The organism is Actinomyces israelii DSM 43320 (genome assembly GCF_000711965.1).
Lineage (GTDB): Bacteria > Actinomycetota > Actinomycetes > Actinomycetales > Actinomycetaceae > Actinomyces > Actinomyces israelii.
This window is the reverse complement of sequence record NZ_JONS01000003.1, coordinates 112638-136334: the sequence shown is the minus strand read 5'-3', so window position 1 is coordinate 136334 and position 23697 is coordinate 112638. Positions and strand designations below refer to the sequence as shown.

Genomic DNA, 23697 nt, shown 5'->3' with positions numbered 1-23697 from the left:
GCCCGACGCCGTCTACCCCTCTGGTCGCTATGAGCACTTCCGACTCTTCTGCCCGTACTCTCCTGGAGGCGGCCGGACTCGGCTTCCTCGTCTGCGCCTACCTGGGGCGCCTCCCGGCCGCCATGAACCAGCTGGGCCTGCTCCTCGTCGTCTCCGCCGCGGGCCGGAGCCTGGCCCTGGCCGGCGCCGTGGTCGCTGCCGTCGGCCTGGGGACCGCGCTCGGGGCCCCGGCGGTCGGCCGTCTGCACGACCGCCTGGGAGCCTGGCGGGTCACAGCCTGCGCGCTCGTGGTCCAGACGGCCGCACTGGTCATCATCTGGTGCGCGGTGGGCCGCGCCTGGGCCGACTGGATCGTCCTGGCGGCCGGCGCCGTGATGGGCGCGGCCAACCCGCAGGCGGGGTCGGTCGCGCGCGCCGTGTGGTCCTCCATCGCACGCGCGAGCGAGCAGCCCGCCCGCGCCCTGAGGATCGTCCGCATCGGCATGGGCTGGGAGACGGCCGCCGATGAGACCAGCTTCGTCGTCGGGCCCGTCGCAGCCGGGGGCCTCGTCGCCCTCCTGGGGGCCCAGGGCGCTGTCGCGGCGCTCGGGACGCTGACCCTGGTCGGCGAGGGGCTGTTCATCGCCTGGCTGCTGACCCACCGGGACGCCGTCCGCCCGAGCGGAGAGCGGACCCGTCCGAGTGGGCGGGGCGCGCCGCGCACCGCCGCGCTCGGCGCGCCTGCGGGCGCCATGCTTCCCGTCCTCCTGGTCATTACGGGAGTCGGCGTCGTCTTCGGCACCACGCAGACGGCCCTGACGGCTGTTCACACCGCGCACGGCACCCCGGGGCTGACCGGCCCCGTGTACGGCTCCATGGGGATCACCTCGGCCATGGTCGGCTTCGTGAGCCCGGGCCTGCGCGTGGGGCGCCTGCGGAAGACTGCCACAGGCGGAGCCGTCGTCCTCCTGTGCTCCCTGGCGCTGATGAGCGTGCCGTCCACCCTCCTGGCCGAGGCCGTCATCCTGTGCCTGGGCGCGGGGGTGGGCGTGGTCCTGGTGACCTGCTACTCGCGCGTGGAGGAGATCACGTCCGCCGACCGCATTACCGGCGCCATGACCCTTGCCTCGACCGGCAACGTCCTGGGCGTCTCCCTGGGAAGCACGGTCACCGGGGTGATCGGGGACAACCTGCACCTGGGCAACCTGCCGGCCGTCGTGGCCGGGACGTGCATGATCGTGGTGGCCCTCATCGAGGCCGGTGCGCGGCGCCGGCGCTGAGCGGAGGAGCCCACCGGCGGCCACGACCGCCGGTGGGCCCGCCGTCAGGCCGGGCGCTTCTCCGGGGACCGGGTCAGCTCCGGGTCGCGGGCGACCACCTGGCCCAGGGCGGCGTCGACGGCCTCCATGACGTCGCCGCCCAGCTCGACGCCGGAGGCCTTGACGTTCTCGACCAGCTGCTCGGGACGGGAGGCCCCCACCAGGGCGGCGGAGACGTAGTCGTGCTGGAGGACCCAGGCGATCGCCAGCTGCGGCATGGTCAGCCCGGCCTCCGCGGCGATCGGCTGGAGCCGCTGGACGGCGGTGAGCACCTCGTCGGTCATCCAGCGGGCGATCATGCGCTTGCCGCCCTTCTCATCGGTGGCCCGCGACCCGGCAGGCGGCCGGTGGCCGGGCAGGTACTTGCCGGACAGGACGCCCTCGGCCATGGGGGACCACACGATCTGCCCCACGCCCAGCTCGGTGGATGCCGGCACGACGCGCTCCTCGATGACCCGCCACAGCGCCGAGTACTGGGGCTGGTTGGACACCAGGCGGAAGCCCATCCGGCGGGCGAGCTCCTGGCCGGCGCGGATCTGCTCCGCGGTCCACTCCGAGACCCCGATGTAGAGGGCCTTGCCGGCGCGCACGACGTCGGCGAAGGCCTGCATGGTCTCCTCCAACGGAGTCTCGTAGTCGTAGCGGTGCGCCTGGTAGAGGTCCACGTAGTCCGTGCCCAGGCGCCGCAGCGAGCCGTTGATGCCCTCCATAATGTGCTTGCGGGACAGGCCGACGTCGTTGGGGCCCTTGGGGCCGACGGGCCAGTAGACCTTGGTGAAGATCTCCAGGCCCTCGCGGCGCAGGCCCGCCAGAGCCCTGCCGAGGACCTCCTCGGCGACCGTGTTGGCGTAGACGTCGGCAGTGTCGAAGCTGGTGATGCCCAGGTCGAGAGCGGCGTGCACGCAGCGGACGGCGGTGTCGGTCTCCACCTGGGAGCCGTGGGTGAGCCAGTTGCCGTAGGTGATCTCCGTGACCTTCAGACCAGAGCTGCCGAGATGACGATAAGCGACCATGCTCACATCCTAGGGCCCCGGGCCCGCCTGCGGCTCAGGAGGGGTACTGACGGCGCGCCACCTGCGGGGAGGGCTGGCGCCAGCGGCGCAGGTTGAAGCAGCGCGAGAAGATGTACCAGAAGACCGTGCCCTGGGCCTTGACCCTGTCCTCCCCGAACTTGGCGTGCAGCCGGCGGCGCAGCAGCCACCAGCACACCACGGCATCGACGATGGACAGGAGGAACACCGCGTACAGGCCCATGATGAGCATCAGCCCGACCCCGGGCGCCCGCGTCTGAATGCCGATCATGACCACGATGAGCAGGATGCTCAGCGGCATGAAGGCCTCGCCCAGGCTGAAGCGGGCGTCCACGTAGTCGCGGATGTAGCGCTTGACCGGGCCCTTGTCGCGAGCCGGCAGGTAGCGCTCGTCGCCGGTGCGCATGGCCTCGCGCTGACGCCTCCAGGCCTCGTCCTGCTTCGCCCGGGCCTGCGCCTTGGCGGCCTTGCGGTCGGTGGGGACGACAGGGTGGAGGCGACGCGCCTCGGCGTCCCTGCGCTTGGGAGTGGCGCGACCCTTTCCGCCGGATTTGACGGGAGTTTCGACGGCGGGCTCGGGCTCGGGCGCAGCGGCGCGCTTCTTGAACAGCTTCACGTCGACAGGGTAGCGGCTCTCCCGCGATACCCTGCAAACCATGATTACCGCTGCCGCCCTGCGCTCCGCCGTCCACCAGTCCTTCGAGGCGATCGTCTCCGACCTGATCGAGCTCGTCGCCATCCCCTCCGTGTCCGCCTCCAGCCACGACCAGGCCCAGGTGCGCCGCAGCGCCGAGCACGTCGCCGGCCTGCTGCGGGACTCCGGCCTGGACGCCGAGGTCCTCTCCGCCCAGGGGCCCGACGGCGTCATGGGGCGCCCGGCGGTCCTGGCCCACCGCGAGGGCCCCGCCGGGTCCCCCCGCGTCCTCCTGTACGCCCACCACGACGTCCAGCCCGTCGGCGACCCCGGCGCCTGGGCGCAGGCCGACCCCTTCACCGCCGAGCGCCGCGGGGAGCGCCTCTTCGGCCGCGGCACCGCCGACGACGGCGCCGGCGTCATCACCCACGTCCACGCCCTGCGCACGCTCGCCGACCTCGGGGGAGGCGAGCTGCCCTGCTCGGTGACCGTGTTCATCGAAGGCGAGGAGGAGGTCGGCTCGCCCTCCTTCGAGGCCTTCCTGAACGCCCACCGCGAGCGGCTCGCCGCCGACGTCATCGTCGTCGCCGACTCCTCGAACTGGAAGGTCGGCGTGCCGGCCCTGACCACGTCCCTGCGCGGCGTCATCCAGGTCGATGTGCGCCTGGACGTCCTGGACCACGCCCTGCACTCCGGCCAGTACGGCGGCCCGGTCCTGGACGCCGTGACCTCCATGTGCCGTCTGGTGGCCACCCTCCACGACAAGCGCGGCGACGTCGCCGTGTCCGGCCTGGCCTCCCGCCCCCAGGCGGCTCCGGACTTCCCCGACTACTCCGAGGCCGAGTTCCGCGCCGATGCCGGCGTCCTGGACGGCGTCGAGCTGGTGGGCATCGGCGACCTCACCGCGCGCCTGTGGACCAAGCCGGCCCTGAGTGTCATCGGCATGGACGTCACCCCGCTGGAGCTGGCCGGCAACGTCCTGGCCCCCTCGTGCACGGCCCGCCTGTCCATGCGCATCGCCCCCGGGCAGGACCCGGCCGCGGCCGTGGAGGCGCTGCGCTCCCACCTGGAGGCCCGCGCCCCCTTCGGGGCCCGCCCGACCGTCACCCTGTGCGAGACCGGGCCCTCCTTCGACGGATCCTCGGACAGCCCGGCCGGGCACGCCGCCCGCTGGGCCCTGACCACCGCCTTCGGCCGCGACTGCGTCGACATCGGCCAGGGCGGCTCCATCCCCTTCATCTCCACCCTCCAGAAGACCTTCCCCGACGCCCAGGTGCTCGTCACCGGCATCGAGGACCCCGACACCCGCGCCCACAGCGAGGACGAGTCCATGCACCTGGGCGACCTGGAGCGCATTGTCACCGGCGAGGCGCTCCTGCTGGCGCGGCTGGGCGGGGCGGTCGGCGAGGCCGAGGGCCCTGAGGGCCCTGAGGGCTCTGGAGGCGCCGAGGCGCACCGGTGAGCGGGGCGGCAGGCGCATGAGGGTCCTCCTGGCCACGGGGGCCATGTACCCCGAGCCGGGCGGCGTGCCCGTCGTCGCCCCGCACGCGGGCCTGGCCGCCGCCGACGTGGCGGCCGCGCTCGCGGCCGGGTGGAGGGCGCGGCGCGACGACGACGTGCTGACGGCGCTGCCGATTCCCGACGGCGGTCCGGGCACCGCCCAGGCCATCGGGGCCGAGAGCGTCTCCGCCCGGCGCGCCCTGCAGGCGTACAGCCCGCTCGGGGAGGTCCGCGAGGTCGACCTGCTGCAGCTTCGCGGGGCGCCCACGGCCTGGACGCGGGGCCGGGCGGGGCGCACCTGGCTGCTGGACGCGGCCCGGTTGACGGCCCTGCCCGTGGACGCCGAGCTGGCCGCCCGGGAGGCGCGCGAGGGCACGACCGACGGCCTGGGCGAGGCCCTCGCCCAGGCGCTGGCCCTCACGGGCGCCGGGGACACCCTCGTGGTCGGCCTGGCGCGCTCGGCGGTGCACGACGGCGGTCGCGGGCTGCTCGACGGCCTCGGCGGGCCGGCAGCGGCGCGCTCGCTCCTGGAGGAGCGGGAGGTGCTGCTGGCGCTTGCCGACGACATCGCCCTGGGCGGGCTGGCGGGGGCGGGTCAGGCCCTGACGACGCTGACGGCTCTGAGCCCCGCTGAGGCGCAGGAGCGCGACCGCCTGGCGTGCACGGCGGCCTCGCGGGCCATCGAGCTCATTGGCGCTCCGCGTCGCGGGGCGCTGGCCCTGGCGGGCGGCGCGGCCGGCGCCGCCGAGCGGCTGTCGGTGTCGTCCTGGGGGACGGGGGCCGCCGGGGGCGGCGCGGCCGTGCTGAGGGCCCTGGGGGCCCGGGCCGTGCCGGGAGCGCGGGCGATGGCGCACCTGCTGGGCCTGGACGACGCCATCAGCGGGCAGGACCTGGTGGTCACGAGCGCGGGGGAGGTCTACGACGTGCTCGCCGACAGCGTCGTCGCCGTGGTCGGCACGGCGGCGGGAGCTCTGGCGCTGCCCACCGTGCTCGTGGCGGGGCGGTCCATGGTCCCGCGCGGCGAGCTCGCCGGGGCTGGCGTCGTCAGCTCCTACGCCCTGGAGGACGCCGGAGGGGGCTCGCCCGCCGACTGGGTCTCGGGCGGGCCGGAGGCCGTCAAGAGCCGTCTGGCCGAGCTCGGGTCGCGGCTGGCCCGCTCCTGGTCGCGCTGACACCACCGGCCTGCTGGAGGGGGCGCCGTCAGCCGGCCTCCGCCGTGCGGGGAGCCGGCGCCGTCGAGCCGCGCACAATGAGGTCGGGGGCGAAGAGCATCTCGGTGCCGGGGACCTCCTGGCCCACGATGATGGACATGAGCGTGGTGACGGCCGCGCGGCAGATCGCGGCCACGGGCTGGCACACGGTCGTCAGGGGAGGGGCGGTCATGGGGATGAGCGCCGAGTCGTCGTAGCCGATGACGGACAGGTCGTGGGGCACGGACAGCCCGCGGCTGCGGGCGCCCGCGATGATGCCCAGGGCCATGATGTCGGAGCCGCAGATGATGCCCGTGCAGTCCTGGTCGATCAGGCTGCCCGCGGCGGCGGTGCCGCCCTCGTAGGAGTAGAGCGTCTCGACGATCCGCAGCGGCTGGTCGGGCAGTGCAGCGCGCAGGGCGTCCTCGTAGCCGGCGCGCTTGCGCTGGGCGGGGACCATGCGCAGCGGGCCGGTGGCCAGCCCGATGCGGCGGTGCCCCAGGCTGACCAGGTGGTCCACCGCGATCCGGGCGGCGGTGCGGTCGTCGGTGGTGAAGCCGGGGGCCCTGATGGTCGGGGCGTTTCCGTTGATGGTCACCAGGGGCACGCCGCGGTCGCGCAGGCGCTGGTAGCGGGTCACGTCGCCGCTGGTGTCGGAGTGGCGGCCGGAGACGAAGATGATGCCGGCCACACCCCGGTCCACGAGCATCTCGATGTACTCGTCCTCGCTGGTGCCGCCGGGGGTCTGGGTGCACAGCAGGGGGGTGTGGCCGCTGGAGGCGAGGAGCTGCTCGATCTCCTGGGCGTAGGCCGGGAAGATCGGGTTGCTGAGCTCGGGGACGACCAGGCCGACCAGTCCCCGGGAGCTCTGCCGCAGGGCCTCGGGGCGTTCGTAGCCGAGCAGGTCGAGAGCGACCAGGACCTGCCTGCGGGTGACCTCGGCGACATTCGACTTCCCGTTGAGGACCCGGGAGACCGTCGCAGTGGAGACCCCTGCCTGCTCTGCGATGTCGGCAAGGGTGAGGCGCTGGTGCACGGTGGTCATCTCCTAATGTCGATCCGGGCGGCACGCACCCGCGCGTCCAGTCCCGGTACGGACGAGTGGGATGGTATCGGATCCGGCACCTCCGGCCTTCGGCTTGCGCGGTTCCTTCCCGCTCGTTCCCGCCCGCGGTGTCCACGATGCGGACGCGCCGCGGTGCAGGCCCCGGGACGGGGCCTGCACAATGAGTGCACCGTTTCAACAGTGCTGCGCCCGGCCGTCGTCCCGGCGTCTCGCCGGGACGACGGCCGGGCGTCTCGCCGGGACGACGGCCGGGCGGGTCAGCCCTTGACCGCGCCGGCGATCGAGCCGCCGACGATGTAGCGCTGCAAGAACTGGAAGAGCGCGATGACGGGAGCCATCGTCAGGACGGCGCCGGCGGCGAAGACGCCGAGGTTGGTGGAGTTGTTGTTGCCGGCGACCATGGCCCGCAGGCCCACCGCCAGGGTCTTCGTGGAGTTGTCGGTCAGGAAGATCGACCCCAGGATGAACTCGGAGATCACTCCGACGAATGCCAGGAGGAAGGTCGTGGCGATGATCGGCTTGAGCGTGGGCAGCAGGATGATGCGGAACACCTGCCAGTGGGTGCAGCCGTCGATGATGGCGGCCTCGTCGAGCTCCTTGGGGATCGTGTCGAATGTCCCCTTGATGAGCCAGACCTGTCCCAGCGCCCCGCCCATGAGCGCGAGGCAGTACCCGCTCAGGGTGCTGAGACCGAGGAAGGGGATGACCTTGCCCAGATCGCTCATCATGGAGTAGATCGCGATGATGGACAGCGTGGCGGGGAACATCATGATCAGCAGGAGAGCCAGGAGCCCGCCGCGGCGCCCCTTGAAACGGAACCGGGAGAACACGTAGGCGGCCAGCAGCGACAGGAAGACCTGGGCGGCGCCGACCACGGCGCACACGATCAGCGTGTTGAGGTACCAGCGCAGGAACGGGCCCCGCTCCCCGGACAGGAGGGACTTGTAGTTGACGAGACTGATTCCGTTGGTGGGCAGGAGCGTGGTGCTGCTCAGCGTTCCCTGGGGGTTGAGCGAGGCCGAGAGGATGTAGAGCACGGGGATGGCGGCGAAGATGAGCGCGAGGACGCCGACGAGGTGTCGCCAGCCGATGTCTCGGCACCAGTGGCCGAAGGACATGCGATTCGTCTCGGCGTCGCCACTGGGGGCGCCCCGCCTCTCCTGGGGGGGGGCGGTGGTCTCGGGCTGCTTGGTAGTCGTCATGATTCTTTCTTCTCACACTCAGTTGACGTCTTCGAGCGCCTTGGTGGCGCGGAACTGCAGAGCGGCCAGGACTCCGGTGATGATGAACAGCACCACCGAGACGGCGGAGGCGAAGCCGTAGTCGGCCCTGGCGCCGCCGAAGGCCATCCGGTAGATCATCGAGATGAGGATGTCCGTTCCGCCCCTGACGTCGCCGGCCGTCTCGAAGGGGCCGCCGCCGGTGAGCAGCTCGATCGCGTTGAAGTTGTTGAAGTTGAAGGCGAAGGAGCTCACCAGCAGCGGGGCCACCGCGACGAGGAGCAGGGGCGCGGTGATGCGCAGGGTCGCCTGGATCCCCGTCGCCCCGTCCACCTTGGCGGCCTCCTTGACGTCGGCCGGGATCGACTGGAGGGCTCCGGTGCACACGATGAACATGTAGGGGAAGCCCATCCACAGGTTGGTCAGCAGGACGGCTGCCTTGGCCATGGTGGGGTCTCCGAGCCAGTCGATGTTCAGGCGCAGCAGCTCATTGATCAGTCCGAAGTCCTTGTTGTAGAAATTGGCCCATACCAGCAGGGAGACGAAACCGGGGATGGCGTACGGCAGGAGCAGGAAGGACCGGTAGAGCTTCTTGCCGCGGATGCGGTCGTCATTGAGGACCAGCGCCAGGAAGAAGCCGACGATGAAGGTGAGCAGCACCGAGCCGAATGCGAAGACGAGCGTCCACACGAAGGCCTGACCGAACTGGTTGAGGATGGATGAGTTGGTGAAGAGCCTGACGTAGTTGGCGAAGCCGACGTTCTGCTGCCACGACTGGTCGAGGGCCTTGCCGTCGTCCCTGGCGTAGAACTCCGACGTGCCGATCTTCTGCACGGTGTACGTCTTGCCCGTGATCGTGTTGGTGAAGGAGTCGCTGGCCTCGTCGTAGACCATCGAGGCGGTCGCCACCACCGCCTGGTTGAAGCCCTTGACCTGGAGGAAGCGCCCGTCGTCGATGGGCACGTCGAGGTCGTTGATCCTGGCCGAGGCGGCGTTGACCTCCCTGGGGCTCAGCAGCGTGTACCCCTCGGCGGCGGTGATCTTGCCGCCCTCCAGGGTGACGGCGCCGGGTTCCGCGGGCGTGAGCGACGACCCGGCCGTGGCCGTGTAGGCCTTGCCGGTGCCGGGGTCCACCAGGAACAGGGTGAAGGGGCCGTCGGCGGCGCTGCCGGTGGTGCCCACGCGCAGGTCGTAGATCGGGGTGTCGGGCACCCTCGTGACGGAGTTGGCGATAATGGCCGAGATCGCCTCGTCCTTCGTCCTGGTGCCGCGGTTGGAGTCGCCGTAGTTCGTGAAGGAGATCTGAACGGTCAGGACGATGGGGACGATGAGGAAGACGGCCAGGAAGAACGTTCCGGGGAAGAGGTACTTTCCGGGGACGAAGCGCTTGGTCGAGTACAGCAGGAACATGGCCGCGGTGGCCGCGCCGACGATGACCAGCCACACCCACATCCTGTAGTGCACGAGGAGCGGTACGAGATAGGCGGCCAGGGCCAGGGTGGCGCCGAGCGCCAGGACGCGGATGAGCACCGAGGTGATCGTGGTGGTCTTCTCCTGCTTCGTAAGACGTGCGTTCTCGGGGGCGGTTGACATCATTGTCTGGGATAAACCTTTCGGACGGCAGACTGGGTTCGGGGATTCGGATCAGATGGCGAGTGCGGACTTGATGGATGCGCCGGCGTCCTCCATCGCGGACTCCGGGTCGTTCTTGCCATTGATGATGTTGGCCTCCGCCCGTCCCAGAGGCGTCCAGATCTCGGCCATCTCGGGGATGGAGGGCATGGGGGGCGCGCTGCTGGCGATGTCGAAGAAGGTCACCATGTCGGGGTTGGACGACTTGAGCTTCTCCGCCAGGTCCTCCTGGGCCGGCGGGAGCTCGTTCTTGGCGAACATGGCCTCGGCGACTGTGGAGTCCTTGGCGACATCGGCGATGAAGCTCTCGGCGATCGAGCGGTTGCTGCCGTTCTGGGCCACGTAGAAGACATTCACGCCCGCGAAGGGCACGGCCTCGTTCATCCCCTCGAATCCAGGGATCTTCGCGATGGCGTAGTCGATGCCCGCTTCCTTGACACCGGACAGGGACCATGGGCCGGAGATGAGGTAGGGGGTCCTCCCGGTGGTGAACAGGTCGGTGGCGTTGTCGGTGCTGATGGAGGTCTTGAGGACGCCCTCGCGCGCAAGAGCGGCCATCTTGGTGCCGGCGGTCACCGAGCCCTCGGCGCCGATCCCCAGATCCTCGGTGTCGTACGTGCCGTCGGAGTAGGTTCCGAACAGGTATCCGCCCGCGGATGAGTAGAAGGGCTGCATGAAGTAGCCGTTGCCCTCGTCGCCGACGGGCAGCGCGAGGACCTCATCGGTGCCGGCGGCCCTGCCCGCCTCGACCAGCTCCTCGACCGTGGCCGGCGCGGTCTTGCTGGTCAGCCCCTTGTTCACGTAGAGGGCCAGCGCCTCGACGGAGTACGGGGCGCCGTAGATCTGGTCGTTGTAGGTCACGGCCTTCAGCGCCATGTCCGAGTAGTTGGCCTGCGCCTTCTCGGAGAGCACGACCGGGGCGATGGCGTTGTTCTGGACGAGCTTGCCGATCCAGTCGTGGGCGCCGATGACGATGTCGGGGCCGTTGCCCGCGCTGTCGGCCGTGATGAAGTTGGTCTCGAGGTCGTCGGCGACCACCTGCACGGCGACCGTCAATCCGCCCTGCTGGTCCGCCCACTGGGTGGCGAACTCCTCGACCGAGGGGGCCTTCTTCTCGTCGGCCCAGATGACCAGGTCAGCGGTGGTGTCGGCGGCGACGGTACCACTGGAGTCGCTGGAGTCACTGGAGCCGCAGGCTGCTGCTGCGGCGAGAGTAGTGGCGATGGCGGTCATGGACAGGAACGACCGGCGATTGAGGGTCACCGTGATTCTCCTTCGAATCTGAAAGGGAGGGCGGGTAGGCGAGCACACACAATGTAACGCGAGCGTGCAAGATTTGCAAGAATCTGGCAGATCTTACGCAAACATGATCTGTTCTGCCGGCCTTCGGGGCGGGGCGGCCGCGGAAGGCGCTCGGCACTCGCAGCCGGCGGCCGCCTCAGGCGACGGTGGAGGCCTGGAGCCAGACCGTCGTCGTGGGCGGCACCAGCAGGCGCCGGTCCTCCTGGACCAGTGCCGCCGAGGCGAGCAGCACCTGGGCCTGCTCGGGCAGCGCGACGCCCCGGTCGGAGGTGTTGACCAGCACCAGGATGTCGCGGTTCAGGAAGGTCAGGACATCCGCCGGGCACCAGTCGAGCCCCACGACGAAGGCGAAGGGGCCGGTGGCCAGCGCGTGCTCCTGCCTCACGTAGGTGGCGTGCCGCACGGTGGACAGGGGGGACCCGAACTGGTCGCCCTGGTCGCCCGAGCGCTCGTTGATGAGCCTGGCCAGCTCCTGCGTCGAGCTCGGCTTGTCCTTGTCCGGCAGGCTGATCTCGTCGCCCTGGCGCAGGTAGACCGCCCCCGGCAGGGCGAGCACGAGCGCCTGCAGCGCCAGCGACCGGCGCCCGCGCTCCTCGTCGCTGGTCTCGAACCAGCAGTACCCGTCGCCGGGGTCGGTGGACCTGACGAGCCGGTAGCTGGGCAGGTACCGCCACACGGGCGGGGCCCCGAAGCGATCGTGCTCGTCCAGGGAGTGCGTGATGTGCCGGGTCAGGGAGTCCGCCTCCCACCGGGTGAGCATGAGCGCGTCGTCGCGCAGGTGGTGCAGCCAGTCGTCCTGCAGGTGGTGGCGCAGCGCGTCGGGATAGTCCGCGGAGACGTCGGCCCCGATGAGGCCGTCATCGACGTGCTCGGCCACGAGGGCCTGCAGAAGGGTGAGGTGCTCGCTGAGCAGGTCCAGGTCGGTCTCGGCGCTGACCTGGGGCGGGACGATCGTGCCCAGGTCGACGCCGTCGGCGCCCTCGGCGAGGAAGGCGGCAGCGCGCTGCAGGAGCTTTTCCTCGCCGCTCTCCTGGTCGATGAAGATCGGGTTCGCGTCGCGGGCGTGCGCACCGGTCACGGGCCCCAGCGCCCCCGAGATCCTGGCGATGACGCGCAGGCCGAGCTCGTGGGCCCGGCCTGCGAAGGAGCGGAAGGACGACAGGTCGCCGTCGGTGGGCACCCGCGAGGGGCGCACGAGCACGACATTGAAGCCGAGCGAGGCGACGTGGTCCAGGATGCCGTGAGCCGCGTCGAGGTCGGCGGCGCCGACCTGGGCGGAACCGATCTCGTAGACGAGGCCGTCACGCCACCATTCCAGCGGCCCGTTGTAGACGCGGTGGACGAGCGTTGTGGTGGTAGTCACAGCAAACGGCTCCCTTCCTCCGGGTCTGGCCCGGACAATTCAGTCCGCGCGTCCGCCGCTCGCGGCCTTGCGGGCGAGCAGCATAAGCGCACAAGTTTATATCTCATAGTAGCCCCATGCTGCGCTACCTTGTGACCATGTCCAGCAACGGGGTGCCACTCCACACCGCCGGCCCCCGTGACGGCCACGGTCCTGCCGGCGGGGAGCGGGATGACCTGGCCGGGTACGGGGCCGGCGACATCGCTCGTTTCGTGCCAGAGCCTGCGAAGAACCCCCAGCGCACGCCCTTCGAGCGCGACCGGGCGCGTGTGGTCCATTCCTCAGCGCTGCGCCGCCTGGGCGCCAAGACCCAGGTGCTGGGGCCCTCCAGCGACGACTTCGTGCGGACCCGCCTCACCCACTCCCTGGAGGTCGCCCAGGTGGGCCGCGCGCTCGGGCAGGCGCTGGGCTGCGACCCCGACGTCGTCGACACCGCCTGCCTGTCCCACGATCTGGGCCACCCGCCCTACGGGCACAACGGGGAGAAGGCGCTCGATGTCGTCGCGGCGTCCATCGGCGGCTTCGAGGGCAACGCCCAGACCCTGCGCATCCTGACCCGCCTGGAGCCCAAGACCATGGACGCCTCCGGACGCAGCGTGGGCCTCAATCTCACGCGCGCCAGCCTCGACGCCGTCGCCAAGTACCCCTGGGCCCGGGGCGAGGGGCCGGGCGGCCCGCAGGGCAAGAGCGCCCGCAAGTACTGCTGCTACGACGACGACCGGGAGATCTTCGCCTGGATGCGCGCCGGCGCCCCTGCCGGGCGCCGCTGCCTGGAGGCCCAGCTCATGGACTTCTGCGACGACGTCGGCTACTCCGTCCACGACGTCGAGGACGCCATCGCCCTGGGGCGCATGGACCCGGCCCGGCTGCGAGAGGACTCCGAGGTCGACTCCGTCATCGAGGACACCAGCGCCTGGTACGGGGCCGAGCCGGGCCGCGCCGCGCTCGGCGCGGCCTGGGAGCGTCTGGCCGCCCAGTCCAGCTGGATCGCCTCCTACAGCGGGGCGCCGGCGGACGCCGCCAGGCTGAAGAACCTCACCAGCCAGCTCATAGGCCGCTTCGTGTCCGCCGTGGCCGCGGCCACCCGGGCCGTCTTCGGGACCGGCCCCCTGACCCGCTACGACGCCGACCTGGTCATCCCCGCGGACACCGCCGCCGAGATCCTGTTCCTCAAGGGCGTCGCCGTGCACTACGTCATGGCGCCGCGCGAGCACGAGCCCGTCTACCTGCGCCAGCGCACCGAGCTGTTCGACCTGGCCGACGTCCTGCTCTCCTCCGGGGGCGAGCACCTGGAGCCCATCTTCGCCGCGGCCTGGCGCCGGGCCGACGACGACGCGGGCCGCATCCGGGCGGTCGTGGACCAGATCGCCTCCCTGACCGACACCTCGGCGCGCGCCTGGCACGCGCGCCTGTGCGGGCTGCTCTCGGAGGTATGAGACGAGTCCGGCGCCCCGCCCCGGGCGCATCCGTGTCGGCGCCCTCGCCTAGAATGCCGCCATGGCGGGACTGATCAAGCGCGAGGACATCGACGCGGTGCGCGAGCGCGCGAAGATCGAGGACGTCGTCGGCGAGCACGTCACCCTCAAGAGCGGCGGGGCGGGATCGCTCAAGGGCCTGTGCCCCTTCCACGACGAGCGCACCCCCTCCTTCAACGTCCGCCCCCAGCTGGGCCTGTGGCACTGCTTCGGCTGCGGCGAGGGCGGGGACGTCATCTCCTTCGTCCAGAAGATCAACCACCTGCCCTTCACCGAGGCCGTGGAGTACCTGGCCGGCCGGGTCGGCGTCCGGCTGCGCTACGAGGAGGGCGGCGGCTCGGTCACCCACGGCGTCGAGCCCGGCACCCGCCGGCGGCTCCTGGAGGCCAACCGCCTGGCCGAGTCCTGGTTCCGCGAGCAGCTCGCCGCCCCCGCCGCGCAGGCGGGACGCGCCTTCCTCGGCGGACGCGCCTTCGGCCCCGAGGAGGCCGCCCGCTTCGGAGTCGGCTACGCCCCCGCCGGCTGGGACACGCTGGCGAACATGCTGCGCTCGCGGGGCTTCACCGAGCACGAGCTGGTCGCCTCTGGCCTGTGCGGGCAGGGCGGTGCCGACGGCGCGCGCGTCTACGACCGCTTCCGCGACCGCCTCATGTGGCCCATCCGCGACGTCACCGGGGCCACCGTCGGATTCGGCGGCAGGCGCCTGTCGGACGAGGACGCCACCGTCCCCAAGTACCTCAACACCCCCGAGACCGCCATCTACCACAAGAGCCAGGTGCTCTACGGCCTGGACCTGGCCAAGCGGGACATCGCCCGCGACCACCGCGTCGTCGTCGTCGAGGGCTACACCGACGTCATGGCCGCCCACCTGTCCGGGGTCACCAACGCCGTGGCCACGTGCGGCACCGCCTTCGGGGCCGACCACGTGCGCATCGTGCGCCGCCTCCTGGGGGACTCCGCCGACCCGTCGGCCGGCGTCATGGCGGGCAACCGCGCCCGCGGCGGGGAGGTCGTCTTCACCTTCGACGGCGACGCCGCCGGGCGCAAGGCGGCCCTGCGCGCCTACGGGGAGGACCAGCACTTCGCCGCGCAGACCTTCGTGGCGGTCGACCCGCACGGCTACGACCCCTGCGACCTGCGCATGGCGGAGGGCAACGACGCGATCCCGCGGCTGCTGGAGCGCCGCGTGCCCCTGTTCGAGTTCGTCATCCGCGCCTGCCTGGCCGATCTCGACCTGGACACCGCCGAGGGGCGGGTGCGGGGGCTGCGCTCGGCCGCGCCGGTGGTGGCGGGCATCCGTGACCGGGCGCTGCGCCGGGAGTACACCCGGCGCCTGGCCGGGTGGCTCGGTATGCCCGACTCCGAGGCCGTGGGGGCGGTGCGCGCCGCCGCGCGGCGCGGTGCGGGCGGCCCGGGCCCGTCGGGCGCCGGTCCGGACGCGGCCGCGCCGGGCACCGTCTCCGTCCCGCCCGGGCTGCCGCCGGTGAGTGACCCGGTGGCCAGGCTCGAGCGCCAGGCCCTGGAGGTCATCGTGCAGATGCCCGTGGTCGCCGCGCGCGCCGGCGCGGACGACATCAGTCCGGTCGCCTTCTCCGCGCCGGTCCACCGGGCCGTCTTCGAGGCCATCGAGGCGGCGGGCGGGGCCGGGGAGGTCCCCGGCCTCATCTCCCGGGCCGAGGCCTCCGGCCTGGCTCATGACGTCGCCGTCAACCGAGCCACCGTCCGCTGGATCGAGCAGGTGCGCGTCGGGGCCATCGGACCGGTCAGCGCCGCCATCACCGAGCTGGCGGTGGCGCCCCTGCCCCTGGCGCCGTCCCGCGGCCAGGCCGACGGGCCCGACCCGCACGTCGTCGAGCGCTACGCCCGAGGCGTCCTGTCGGCCCTGGCCCGCACCGGGATCAACCGCCGGCTCGCCGAGCTGCGCGCCAGGCACCGCCGCATGAGTGCGGACGACGAGGACTACCGGGGGGTCTTCGAGCAGATCGTGGGCCTGGAGAACCGGCGCATGCAGATCGCCCAGCAGTCCTGAGCCCGGCCGGGCGCAGGGGAGCGGCCGCTTGGACACATTGGACACAGCCGATGGTGACGGCGGCGACTACCCTGAGGCCATGACCCTCGCCGTCGTCACCGACTCCGCCGCCTGCCTGCCGCCGGCGCTCGCGCAGCGCCGTGGCATCGGGGTCGTGCCGCTCCACGTGATCGACGACGGCGCCGCCCCGACCACCGCACGGCCCAGCGTCGCCGAGCTGGCGGCCGCCTACGCCTCCGCCCTGGAGCGCGCCGACGAGGTCCTGGCCATCCACATCGGCTCGGTGCTGTCGGGCACGGTGGACAACGCCCGTCTCGCCGCCCAGGAGCTCGCAGCCGGGGGCCGCTCGGTCCTGGTCCTGGACTCCGGCGCCTCGGGCGGGGCGCTCGGACTGGCCGCCCTGGCCGCCTGCGAGGCCGGCGACGCGCGCCGGGGGGCCGCCCGCGCCCGGGAGTCGGCGTCGCGGTCCCGCACATTTTTCCTTGTCGATGACCTGACCGGTCTGCGGCGCAGCGGGCGCGTGGACCGCACGACCGGCCTGGTGGGCGGCGCCCTCGGGATCCGGCCGGTGCTGACCATGTCCGCCTCCGGCGTGGCCGTCGCCGAGACCGTGCGCGGCTCGGCGCGGGCCCGGCGCCACCTGATCGCCCAGGCCGTGCGCGCCGCCGGCGGGACGCAGCTGAGCGGGCCGCGGCCCCCGGTCGAGCCGGTGCGCCTGGCCGTCCACTACGGGGAGGACCCGGCGCAGGGCCAAGAGCTCGAGAACGACCTGGCCGAGGCCATGGCGCAGGCCGGGGCGGTGGTGGAGTCCATCATGCGCTCGCCGGTCGACGCCGCCCACCGCGTCCACCTGGGGCCCGGCGCCCTGGGCGTCGTCGTCGCCCCGTGGCTGGGCCGCGGCAGGTGAGCGGCGCCCGGCGGCGGGCCCCGGGCGGGCGTGACCGAGCGCGCTGTCGGCGCCGCGGCCCCACAGGCGCGCCTCGTGCACCCCGCCGGGCGGCTGTCCACAGGCGGCCAGCGCCGCCCGGCGCCATCGCTCTACCGTCGTCACCATGAGCGGTCGGCGGGCGGCGCAGCGGGACGGGCGGTCCCTCGACGGCCTCGTGCGCCTGGCCTGCTCGACCGACCCCGACGAGCCGGTTCGCAGGCCCCGGCGCATCGCCGTGGCGCCACGGGCCGCCATGGTCCTGGGGGCCGCCCTGATCGCCCTGGCCCTCCTCCTCGCGCTGCGCACGGTGATGAACGCGCCCGACTCGCGCCCCCAGGCCGGTCCGGCGGCCACGGCGACGGCCGGGGCCGGGGAGACCCCGGCCGGCGGGGAGCCCGCGACCGGCCCGGCGACCGGCCCGGCAACCATGCCGGACGGCGGCCCGGGTCACTCCGGCGCCGAGCCTGGCGGGACGGGCGAGGTCCTCGTGCACGTCGTCGGCGCAGTCCGGTCACCGGGGGTGGTCAGGCTCCCGGCCGGTGCGCGCGTCGTGGACGCCATCGAGGCTGCCGGCGGGGTGCGCGAGGACGCCCAGACCGATCAGCTCAACCTCGCCAGGATCGTCGCCGACGGCGAGCAGGTGCGGGTCCCCGTCGTCGGCGAGGCGGTGGAGGCGGCGCCCGCCTCGGAGACGGGGACGACTCCCTCCGCGGGAGCCGGGGCCGGCGGCTCCGGGCTGATCAACGTCAACACCGCCTCCGCCGACGAGCTGGAGAAGCTGCCCGGGATCGGGCCCGCACTGGCCGAGCGGATCGTCAGCCACCGGCAGGCCCACGGCCCCTTCGCGAGCCTGGACGACCTGACGGACGTGCCCGGCATCGGGCGGGCCAAGCTCGAGGCCCTCAGGTCGGAGGCGACCGTATGAGCGCCCGCCCCGGGGAGCGCCGCAGCGGGCCCCACGCCTTGCGCGAGGCCGCCCCCGCGCCCCTGGACGCGCGCCTGCTCACGCCGGCCCTGGCCGCCTGGGCCGCCGCCGCCTGGGCCACCGGCCTGTCCGGACGGGGGGCCTGGCGCCACACGCTTGCGGCGGCCCTCGTCCTGGCCGTCCTCGCCCTCCCGCTGGGAGCCGGAGCGCTCCGGTTCCGCCCGCCCCGCCACCGCCGGGATCCGAGGCCCGGTGCGCCGGACGCCCCGGACGGCTCCGCCGTCGGATCGGTGTGCGCGAGCCTCCTGCTGGCCGTCCTGGCCGCCCTCGCGGTGCTCGCCGTGACCGCGGCCGGGTCGTGGAGCCGGGCCGCGGATCCCCTGACCCGGGCGGCGGCCGAGGGCCGTGCCGTCACCATTGTGGGCGCTGTGGCCTCCGAGCCGCGCGTGGTGGCCGGGCCCCGCCGCACCACCGTGGTCGCCGACCTCGACGTCACCGCCGTTGACGGCAGCGGCTCCCGCCTGACCGCCCTGGTCCTGGGCGGCCGGGACTGGTACGGCCTGCCCATGGGCGCCACCGTGCGCGTGCACGCCGCGCCCCGGCCCGCCGACCCGGGCGAGGAGCACGCCGCGGTCCTGGGCTCCGACGCCGTCGTGCGGCTCACCGCCCGGCCGACCGGCGTCCTGGCCCTGGTCGGAGGCGTCCGGGCGGGGCTGGCCGACGCGGTCGGGGAGCCGCGGACGGCACCGGGCCGGTGGCGGTGGCCCGACGGGGCGCGCGAGCTCGTCTCCGGGGTGGCGCTGGGGGACGACCACGCCCTGCCCGCCGACGTCCGGGCCGACATGCGCACCGTGTCCATGACCCACCTCACCGCCGTGTCGGGCGAGCACGTCGCCATCGTCCTGGGCCTGGTCGTGTGCGGGCTCGGCCTCCTGCCCAGGCGGTGGCGGGCCGTCGCCGGGGCTCTGGTGCTGGCGGGACTCGTCGTCCTGGTTCGTCCCGGCGGGTCCGTCCTGCGTGCGGCGGCCATGGGCGCGGTCCTGCTCGCGGGCGTGGCCCTGGGCAGGCGCTCCGCCTCCCTGCCCGCACTGGGGGCCGCGGTCATCGTCCTGCTGCTCATCGACCCCTGGCAGGCGCGCTCCTACGGCTTCGCCCTGTCGGTCGTGGCCACGGCCGGGATCCTGCTGGGGGCCGCCCCCGCCCAGGAGGCGCTCGCCCGGCGCCTGCCCCGGTGGGCGGCCGCTCTCCTGGCCGTGCCGCTGGTCGCCCAGGCCGCCTGCGCCCCCGTCCTGGTCCTCCTCCAGCCCCGGGTGAGCACCTGGGCGGTGCCCGCCAACGCGCTGGCGGCCCCGCCCGTGCCCGTGGCGACCGTGACCGGCCTGCTCGCCGCCGTGGTGGCGCCGTGGTGGCCCGCGCTGGCGAGACTCATCGCCTGGCCCGCGACCGCCTGCTGCGCCTGGCTGGTGGTCGTCGCCGGCTTCTTCGCCGACCTGCCGGCCGCGAGCCTGGAGTGGCCCGGCGGGGCGGGCGGCGCCTGCGCCCTGGCGGCGCTCGAGGCCGCCGGCGCGGCGGCCGCCTCGCGGCGGGGGCGCGCGGGCCTGAGCCGGGCCTCCACGGCCCTGGCGCCGGCGGCATGCGCAATCAAGTCGGCGCTGCGTGGCAGGCTTGCCCCATGGCACCGACCCGACGCTCCACCCGAGGCTCCCGGCGCGCACCAGCAGGACCCGCCTGGGACCAGGTCGACCTCGCCCCGGTCGTCCTGATCCGCGCGGGTGAGGAGCTTCTCGCAGACCGCGCCGTGGCCCGGCTCCTGGCCCGGGCGCGCCAGAAGGACCCCGCCACCGAGATCAGCACGATCGAGGCCGCCGCCTACGAGCCCCACCGGCTCGACACCCTCACCTCCCCCTCCCTGTTCGGGGAGCCCAAGCTCGTGCTCGTGCCGGCCCTGGAGCAGATGAACGACGCGCTGCTGACGGACCTGCTGGCCTACACCTCCGACCCCGCGCCCGACGTCGTCGTCCTGCTGCGGCACAACGGCGGCCAGCGCGGCCGCAGGCTCCTCGACGCCCTGGCCGGGTCCCCCTACCCGGTGGTGACCATCGAGGCGGTCAGGTCGCCCAGGGACAAGGCCGCGCTCGTGGGCGCGGACGTGCGCCGGGCGGGCCGCCGCATAGAGCCGGAGGCCGTCGGCGCGCTCGTGGACGCCCTCGGCTCCGACCTGCGCGAGCTGTGCTCGGCCGTCGACCAGCTGATCGCCGACACCCGGGGCACCATCACCACCCAGGCCGTCAACACCTACTACGCGGGCCGCTTCGAGGCCACCGGCTTCACCGTGGCGGACGCCGCCGCCGCGGGGAACGTCGCCAAGGCCATCACCGCCCTGCGCCACGCCGTCGCCACCGGCACCGAGCCGGTGCCGATCGTCGCCGCCCTGGCGATGAAGGTCCGCCAGCTGGCCCGCGTGGCCGCCATGGGAGGCAGGCGGGGCATGAGCCCCAAGGACCTCGGCATGGCGCCCTGGCAGGTGGACCGGGCCCGCCGCGAGCTGTCCGGCTGGTCGGACGACGCCCTGGCCGCGGCCATCATGGCGGTCGCCCGGGCGGACGCCGAGGTCAAGGGGGAGTCGCGCGACCCCGTCCACGCCGTCGAGCGGGCCGTGCTCACCATCTGCAGCGCCCGGCGCGGACGCCTGCCCTCCCGCCCGCGCGGCGCCTGAGGGCCGTCGGCGGCGGGGCGGCTCCCGCGGCCTACCCGGCGGGCCGGGCGCCCGCGCCCAGGAGGCGCTCGATGTACTTGGCCATGACGTCGACCTCCAGGTTGACGCGGTCGCCGGGCCGCCTGCCGCCCAGGGTCGTGCGGCGCAGCGTCTCGGGGATCAGGCAGACGGTCAGCGACCCGGGGAGCCGGGGCCCTCGGCGGCCTCGGCAACGGTCAGGCAGCACCCGCTGACACAACCCGCTGACACAGATGGAGCCACCCGGGCGGGTGCCCTCCATGACCCGCGGGGCGCGGACCGTCAGCCTGGCCGACGACCCGGCGTGCTCCACGCGCTCGATGCGCCCGAGCTCCTCCACGATTCCGGTGAACAACCGTGATCCTCCTACGGGTGCGGGACGGCGCGCCTCAGCGCTTGCGGTACAGCGTCTTGGTCGCGAACACGGGCTCGTTGGTCACCTGGATGCCGAGGGAGCGGAAGATGCCCTCGTCCACACTGCCCAGGATCGTCGAGGTGTGCACGTCGCAGCCGCGCAGGTTCTCCAGCTGGGCCAGGGCGCGGGCGGCGTTGGGGTCCCCGTTGGCGGACACGGCCAGGGCGATGAGGACCTCGTCGGTGTGCAGGCGCGGGTTGCGGCTCCCCAGGTGCCGGGTCTTGAGGATCTGGATCGGCTCGATCGAGCTCTTGGCCAGCAGGTCGACGTCCCGGTCGATGCCCGCCAGGCGCTTGAGGGCGTTGAGCAGCATCGCCGAGCAGCAGCCCAGCAGCGGCGAGGTCTTGCCGAGCTCGATCGTCCCGTCGGGCAGCTCGATCGCGGATGCGGGCGCCCCGGTGGAGGCCGCCAGGCGCGCCGCGGGGGGCACGACCGGCCGGTCCGCCTTCTCGACCCCGAGCCGGGACATGAGCAGGGAGATGCGCGCCGACTGGACCGGGTCGGTCATGTCGCGCTTCTCGGCGACGAGCGCCCTGTAGTAGCGGCGGATGACCTCCTGCCTGCTGGCCGCACGGCAGACCTCGTCGTCGCTGATGCAGTTGCCTGCCATATTGACGCCCATCTCCGTGGGGGACCGGTAGGGCGAGGCGCCCAGGATCTCCTCGAACAGGCGCTTCAGGACGGGGAAGACCTCGACGTCGCGGTTGTAGTTGACGGTCTGGACCCCGTGGGCCGCCAGGTGGAAGGGGTCGATCATGTTGACGTCGTCGAGGTCTGCGGTGGCGGCCTCGTAGGCGATGTTAACCGGGTGGTCCAGGGGCAGGTTCCAGATCGGGAAGGTCTCGAACTTGGCGTAGCCGGAGGAGATCCCCCGAAGGTGGTCGTGGTACATCTGCGACAGGCAGGTCGCCATCTTGCCGCTGCCCGGCCCCGGGGCGGTGACGACGACGAGGTTGCGGGAGGTCCCGATGTACTCGTTGCGCCCGTACCCCTGCTCGGAGACGATGCGGGCGACGTCGCCGGGGTAGCCGGGGATCGGGTAGTGGCGGTAGACCGTGATGCCCAGCTTCTCCAGCTTGCGCTTGAAGTCGCGGGCCTGGGGGTTGTCGTCGGTCCACCGGGTGATGACGACGCTGCCCACGTACAGCCCGTAGGAGCGGAATGCGTCGATGTGGCGCAGGACCTCGTCCTCGTAGCCGGTGCCCAGATCGGCGCGGACCTTGTTGCGGGCGAGGTCCTTGGCGCTGACGGCGACAATGATCTCGACCTCGTCGGCGAGCTCGGCGAGCATGACGACCTTGTTGTCCGGGGTGAAGCCGGGCAGCACGCGCGAGGCGTGCATGTCGTCGATGATCTTGCCCCCGAACTCGAGGTAGAGCCTGCCGCCGAACTGCGTGCGGCGCTCGGCGATGCGTTCGGACTGCATGCGCAGGTACTTGTCCCGGTCGAAGCCTATGCGCATGCGCACTCCTGCCTGAGTCGAGGTGAACGGGCCCAGCCGGATCGCGCCTGCCCGCAGCATCCTAGCGCCGTCCGGTCCCGGCCGCGCCGACTCCCTGGCGCGAGCACACGCGCCCGGGGGCGGGCGCGGCGGCAAGGGTCTCGGAGCGGCGCGCGGCTATCGGGCGAGAGCGGGCCGAGCGCCTGGTGGTTGCGGTCTTGGGCCCGGCTCAGAGGGCGGCGACGCGCTTGGCGAGCTTGGACTTGCGGTTCGCGGCCTGGTTCTTGTGGATGACGCCCTTGGAGGCCGCCTTGTCCAGCTTGCGGGCGGCCTTCCGCAGGTGCTCCTCGGCAGCGGCCTTGTCGCCGGCGTCAATGGCCTCCCGGACGCGACGCACATAGGTCTTGAGCTCGGACTTGACGGACTGATTGCGCAGACGGGCCTTCTCGTTGGTCTTGATGCGCTTGATCTGGGACTTGATGTTCGCCACGGTTGGTAAAGCTTTCTTGATTCGAGTGCGGTCAGCGGCCGGAGAGGAGGGGTCGCGCACACGGGCCGGCAAGGGCGCGGTGAAGGCACCCGGCGAGGCCCGGTCGCGGGACCCCGCAGCCGGCCGGGCCAGAGGTCCGAAATGCGACTCTAGCACCCGGGGAGTCAGCAGGATCGAGCGCGTTCCCCGTCGGCGGCGTGAGGTGCGTCGCGCTTGCGGACGACTCGCCCGGCCCCCGGGCGGCAGCCGCCCGCATCTCCGTGCGCCGAACGCGCCCAGTGGGCGCGCAGGGCTGCGACGACTCCGTCGAAGACGTCCCGGCGCATGGTGGCGCCCTCGCGGCGCACCGCGGACGGCTCGACCACCAGCAGCCGGTCCAGGCGCACCTCGCTGGGCCGGCCCCGGGAGTCCCAGTCCCCGGTGCCGACGTCGTGCCAGTAGCGGCCCCAGCGGGCCTCCTGGGCGGCGTCGCGGTCGTGGTCCCTGCTCGTCATCTGCGCCACGACCAGCCGCCCACCAGGATCGGCTTGGCGCGCGAGCACGAGCACCGGCCGGTCCTTGCCCCGGTAGGCGTCCTCCACGTAGGGCACCCAGGTCCACACCACCTCACCGGGGTCGGGCTCGCCGTCGGGGTCGGGGGAGTAGACGATATCGGGCAGGCCCCGAGAGGCGACGTCGTAGACGCCCACTCCGGTCCGCTCCGGAGCCGACGGCGGCTCGCCGGCGGAGCCCGCGGGGCCCGGGGCGCGCCTCTGGGCCGGGGCGCGCGGCGGTGAGGGGCGCACGGTCTTTTCGGAGGCCGAGGCCGCGCGCCCGGTCGGCTCGTCGCTCTGCCGCGCACCGGCGGCCGGAGCCGGTCGACTCAGCTCATCGACGTCGTCGGCCGCGCCCTTGGCGGCGGTGCCGGCGATGCCGAGGATCCGGCTGAGAAGGGAGACCATGAGGGGACCATAGACGATCCGCCGGCGATCCACCGACTGCGCCA

Annotated in this window: 20 protein-coding genes; 9 read left to right on the top strand and 11 right to left on the bottom strand. The window is 73.1% G+C overall.

Translation table 11 applies throughout. The features are described from left to right. Positions 1–29 precede the first annotated feature (29 nt). The gene (locus tag O145_RS02485) at positions 30–1259 is read left to right on the top strand and encodes an MFS transporter (RefSeq protein WP_052374564.1); all 1230 of its coding nucleotides are present in this window, start codon (positions 30–32) and stop codon (positions 1257–1259) included. Between the two features lie 44 nt (positions 1260–1303). On the opposite strand, the gene O145_RS02480 is transcribed toward O145_RS02485, so the two are convergent. Both O145_RS02480 and O145_RS02475 read right to left on the bottom strand, forming a co-directional pair. Continuing rightward, positions 1304–2311 carry an aldo/keto reductase family protein gene (locus O145_RS02480; protein WP_043559238.1) on the bottom strand — a complete coding sequence of 336 codons (1008 nt, stop codon included), beginning with the start codon at positions 2309–2311 and terminating at the stop codon, positions 1304–1306. A 34-nt stretch (positions 2312–2345) separates the two neighbouring features. After that, complete coding sequence (locus O145_RS02475) at positions 2346–2945, bottom strand: DUF3043 domain-containing protein (RefSeq protein WP_043559236.1); 600 nt, start codon at positions 2943–2945, stop codon at positions 2346–2348. Positions 2946–2985: 40 nt separating this feature from the next. Here O145_RS02475 and O145_RS02470 point away from each other — a divergent pair, with 40 nt between their 5' ends. Continuing rightward, on the top strand, positions 2986–4425 hold the full coding sequence (locus tag O145_RS02470) for a dipeptidase (RefSeq protein WP_043559233.1): 1440 nt from the start codon (positions 2986–2988) through the stop codon (positions 4423–4425). Between the two features lie 16 nt (positions 4426–4441). Continuing rightward, entirely contained in the window at positions 4442–5635 is a 1194-nt protein-coding gene (locus O145_RS02465; RefSeq protein ID WP_043559392.1) for a glycerate kinase, read from the top strand. Between the two features lie 28 nt (positions 5636–5663). Here the strand turns inward: O145_RS02465 and O145_RS02460 are convergent, their stop codons facing one another. The 5 genes from O145_RS02460 to O145_RS02440 form a co-directional block, all read right to left on the bottom strand. Beyond that, on the bottom strand, positions 5664–6698 hold the full coding sequence (locus O145_RS02460; protein ID WP_411265938.1) for a LacI family DNA-binding transcriptional regulator: 1035 nt from the start codon (positions 6696–6698) through the stop codon (positions 5664–5666). A 278-nt stretch (positions 6699–6976) separates the two neighbouring features. Further along, entirely contained in the window at positions 6977–7921 is a 945-nt protein-coding gene (locus O145_RS02455) for a sugar ABC transporter permease (protein ID WP_043559230.1), read from the bottom strand. 18 nt (positions 7922–7939) lie between these two features. Next, the gene (locus O145_RS02450; protein WP_229118299.1) at positions 7940–9535 is read right to left on the bottom strand and encodes an ABC transporter permease subunit; all 1596 of its coding nucleotides are present in this window, start codon (positions 9533–9535) and stop codon (positions 7940–7942) included. A gap of 48 nt (positions 9536–9583) precedes the next feature. Beyond that, the gene (locus O145_RS02445) at positions 9584–10834 is read right to left on the bottom strand and encodes a sugar ABC transporter substrate-binding protein (RefSeq protein ID WP_043559227.1); all 1251 of its coding nucleotides are present in this window, start codon (positions 10832–10834) and stop codon (positions 9584–9586) included. A 175-nt stretch (positions 10835–11009) separates the two neighbouring features. Next, entirely contained in the window at positions 11010–12236 is a 1227-nt protein-coding gene (locus O145_RS02440; protein ID WP_043559224.1) for an alpha-amylase family protein, read from the bottom strand. Positions 12237–12373: 137 nt separating this feature from the next. Here O145_RS02440 and O145_RS02435 point away from each other — a divergent pair, with 137 nt between their 5' ends. From O145_RS02435 to holA, 6 genes are all read left to right on the top strand, one after another. Further along, positions 12374–13711, top strand: a complete 1338-nt coding sequence (locus O145_RS02435; RefSeq protein ID WP_411265939.1) for a deoxyguanosinetriphosphate triphosphohydrolase — start codon at positions 12374–12376, stop codon at positions 13709–13711. A gap of 61 nt (positions 13712–13772) precedes the next feature. Beyond that, positions 13773–15779 carry a DNA primase gene (gene dnaG, locus O145_RS02430; RefSeq protein WP_043559221.1) on the top strand — a complete coding sequence of 669 codons (2007 nt, stop codon included), beginning with the start codon at positions 13773–13775 and terminating at the stop codon, positions 15777–15779. Between the two features lie 79 nt (positions 15780–15858). Beyond that, the gene (locus O145_RS02425; RefSeq protein WP_043559218.1) at positions 15859–16686 is read left to right on the top strand and encodes a DegV family protein; all 828 of its coding nucleotides are present in this window, start codon (positions 15859–15861) and stop codon (positions 16684–16686) included. A 196-nt stretch (positions 16687–16882) separates the two neighbouring features. Further along, positions 16883–17632: a helix-hairpin-helix domain-containing protein gene (locus O145_RS02420; RefSeq protein WP_043559380.1), complete on the top strand. Its 750-nt coding sequence runs from the start codon at positions 16883–16885 to the stop codon at positions 17630–17632. Next, positions 17629–19395, top strand: a complete 1767-nt coding sequence (locus tag O145_RS02415; protein WP_229118298.1) for a ComEC/Rec2 family competence protein — start codon at positions 17629–17631, stop codon at positions 19393–19395. The genes O145_RS02420 and O145_RS02415 overlap by 4 nt, the downstream gene beginning before the upstream one ends. Then, positions 19305–20348, top strand: a complete 1044-nt coding sequence (holA, locus tag O145_RS02410) for a DNA polymerase III subunit delta (RefSeq protein WP_043559215.1) — start codon at positions 19305–19307, stop codon at positions 20346–20348. Before O145_RS02415 ends, holA begins: the two co-directional genes overlap by 91 nt. Before the next feature lie 31 nt (positions 20349–20379). Here the strand turns inward: holA and O145_RS02405 are convergent, their stop codons facing one another. The 4 genes from O145_RS02405 to O145_RS02390 all read right to left on the bottom strand — a co-directional run bounded on the left by O145_RS02405 (position 20380) and on the right by O145_RS02390 (position 23653). After that, complete coding sequence (locus O145_RS02405; protein WP_052374561.1) at positions 20380–20721, bottom strand: riboflavin synthase family protein; 342 nt, start codon at positions 20719–20721, stop codon at positions 20380–20382. Positions 20722–20755: 34 nt separating this feature from the next. Beyond that, a complete protein-coding gene (locus O145_RS02400) occupies positions 20756–22243 on the bottom strand; it encodes a DUF1846 domain-containing protein (RefSeq protein ID WP_043559213.1) in 1488 nt (495 codons plus the stop codon). 208 nt (positions 22244–22451) lie between these two features. Continuing rightward, positions 22452–22712: a 30S ribosomal protein S20 gene (gene rpsT / locus O145_RS02395; protein ID WP_043559210.1), complete on the bottom strand. Its 261-nt coding sequence runs from the start codon at positions 22710–22712 to the stop codon at positions 22452–22454. Between the two features lie 164 nt (positions 22713–22876). Continuing rightward, complete coding sequence (locus O145_RS02390; RefSeq protein WP_084682314.1) at positions 22877–23653, bottom strand: type II toxin-antitoxin system PemK/MazF family toxin; 777 nt, start codon at positions 23651–23653, stop codon at positions 22877–22879. Positions 23654–23697: the final 44 nt, after the last annotated feature.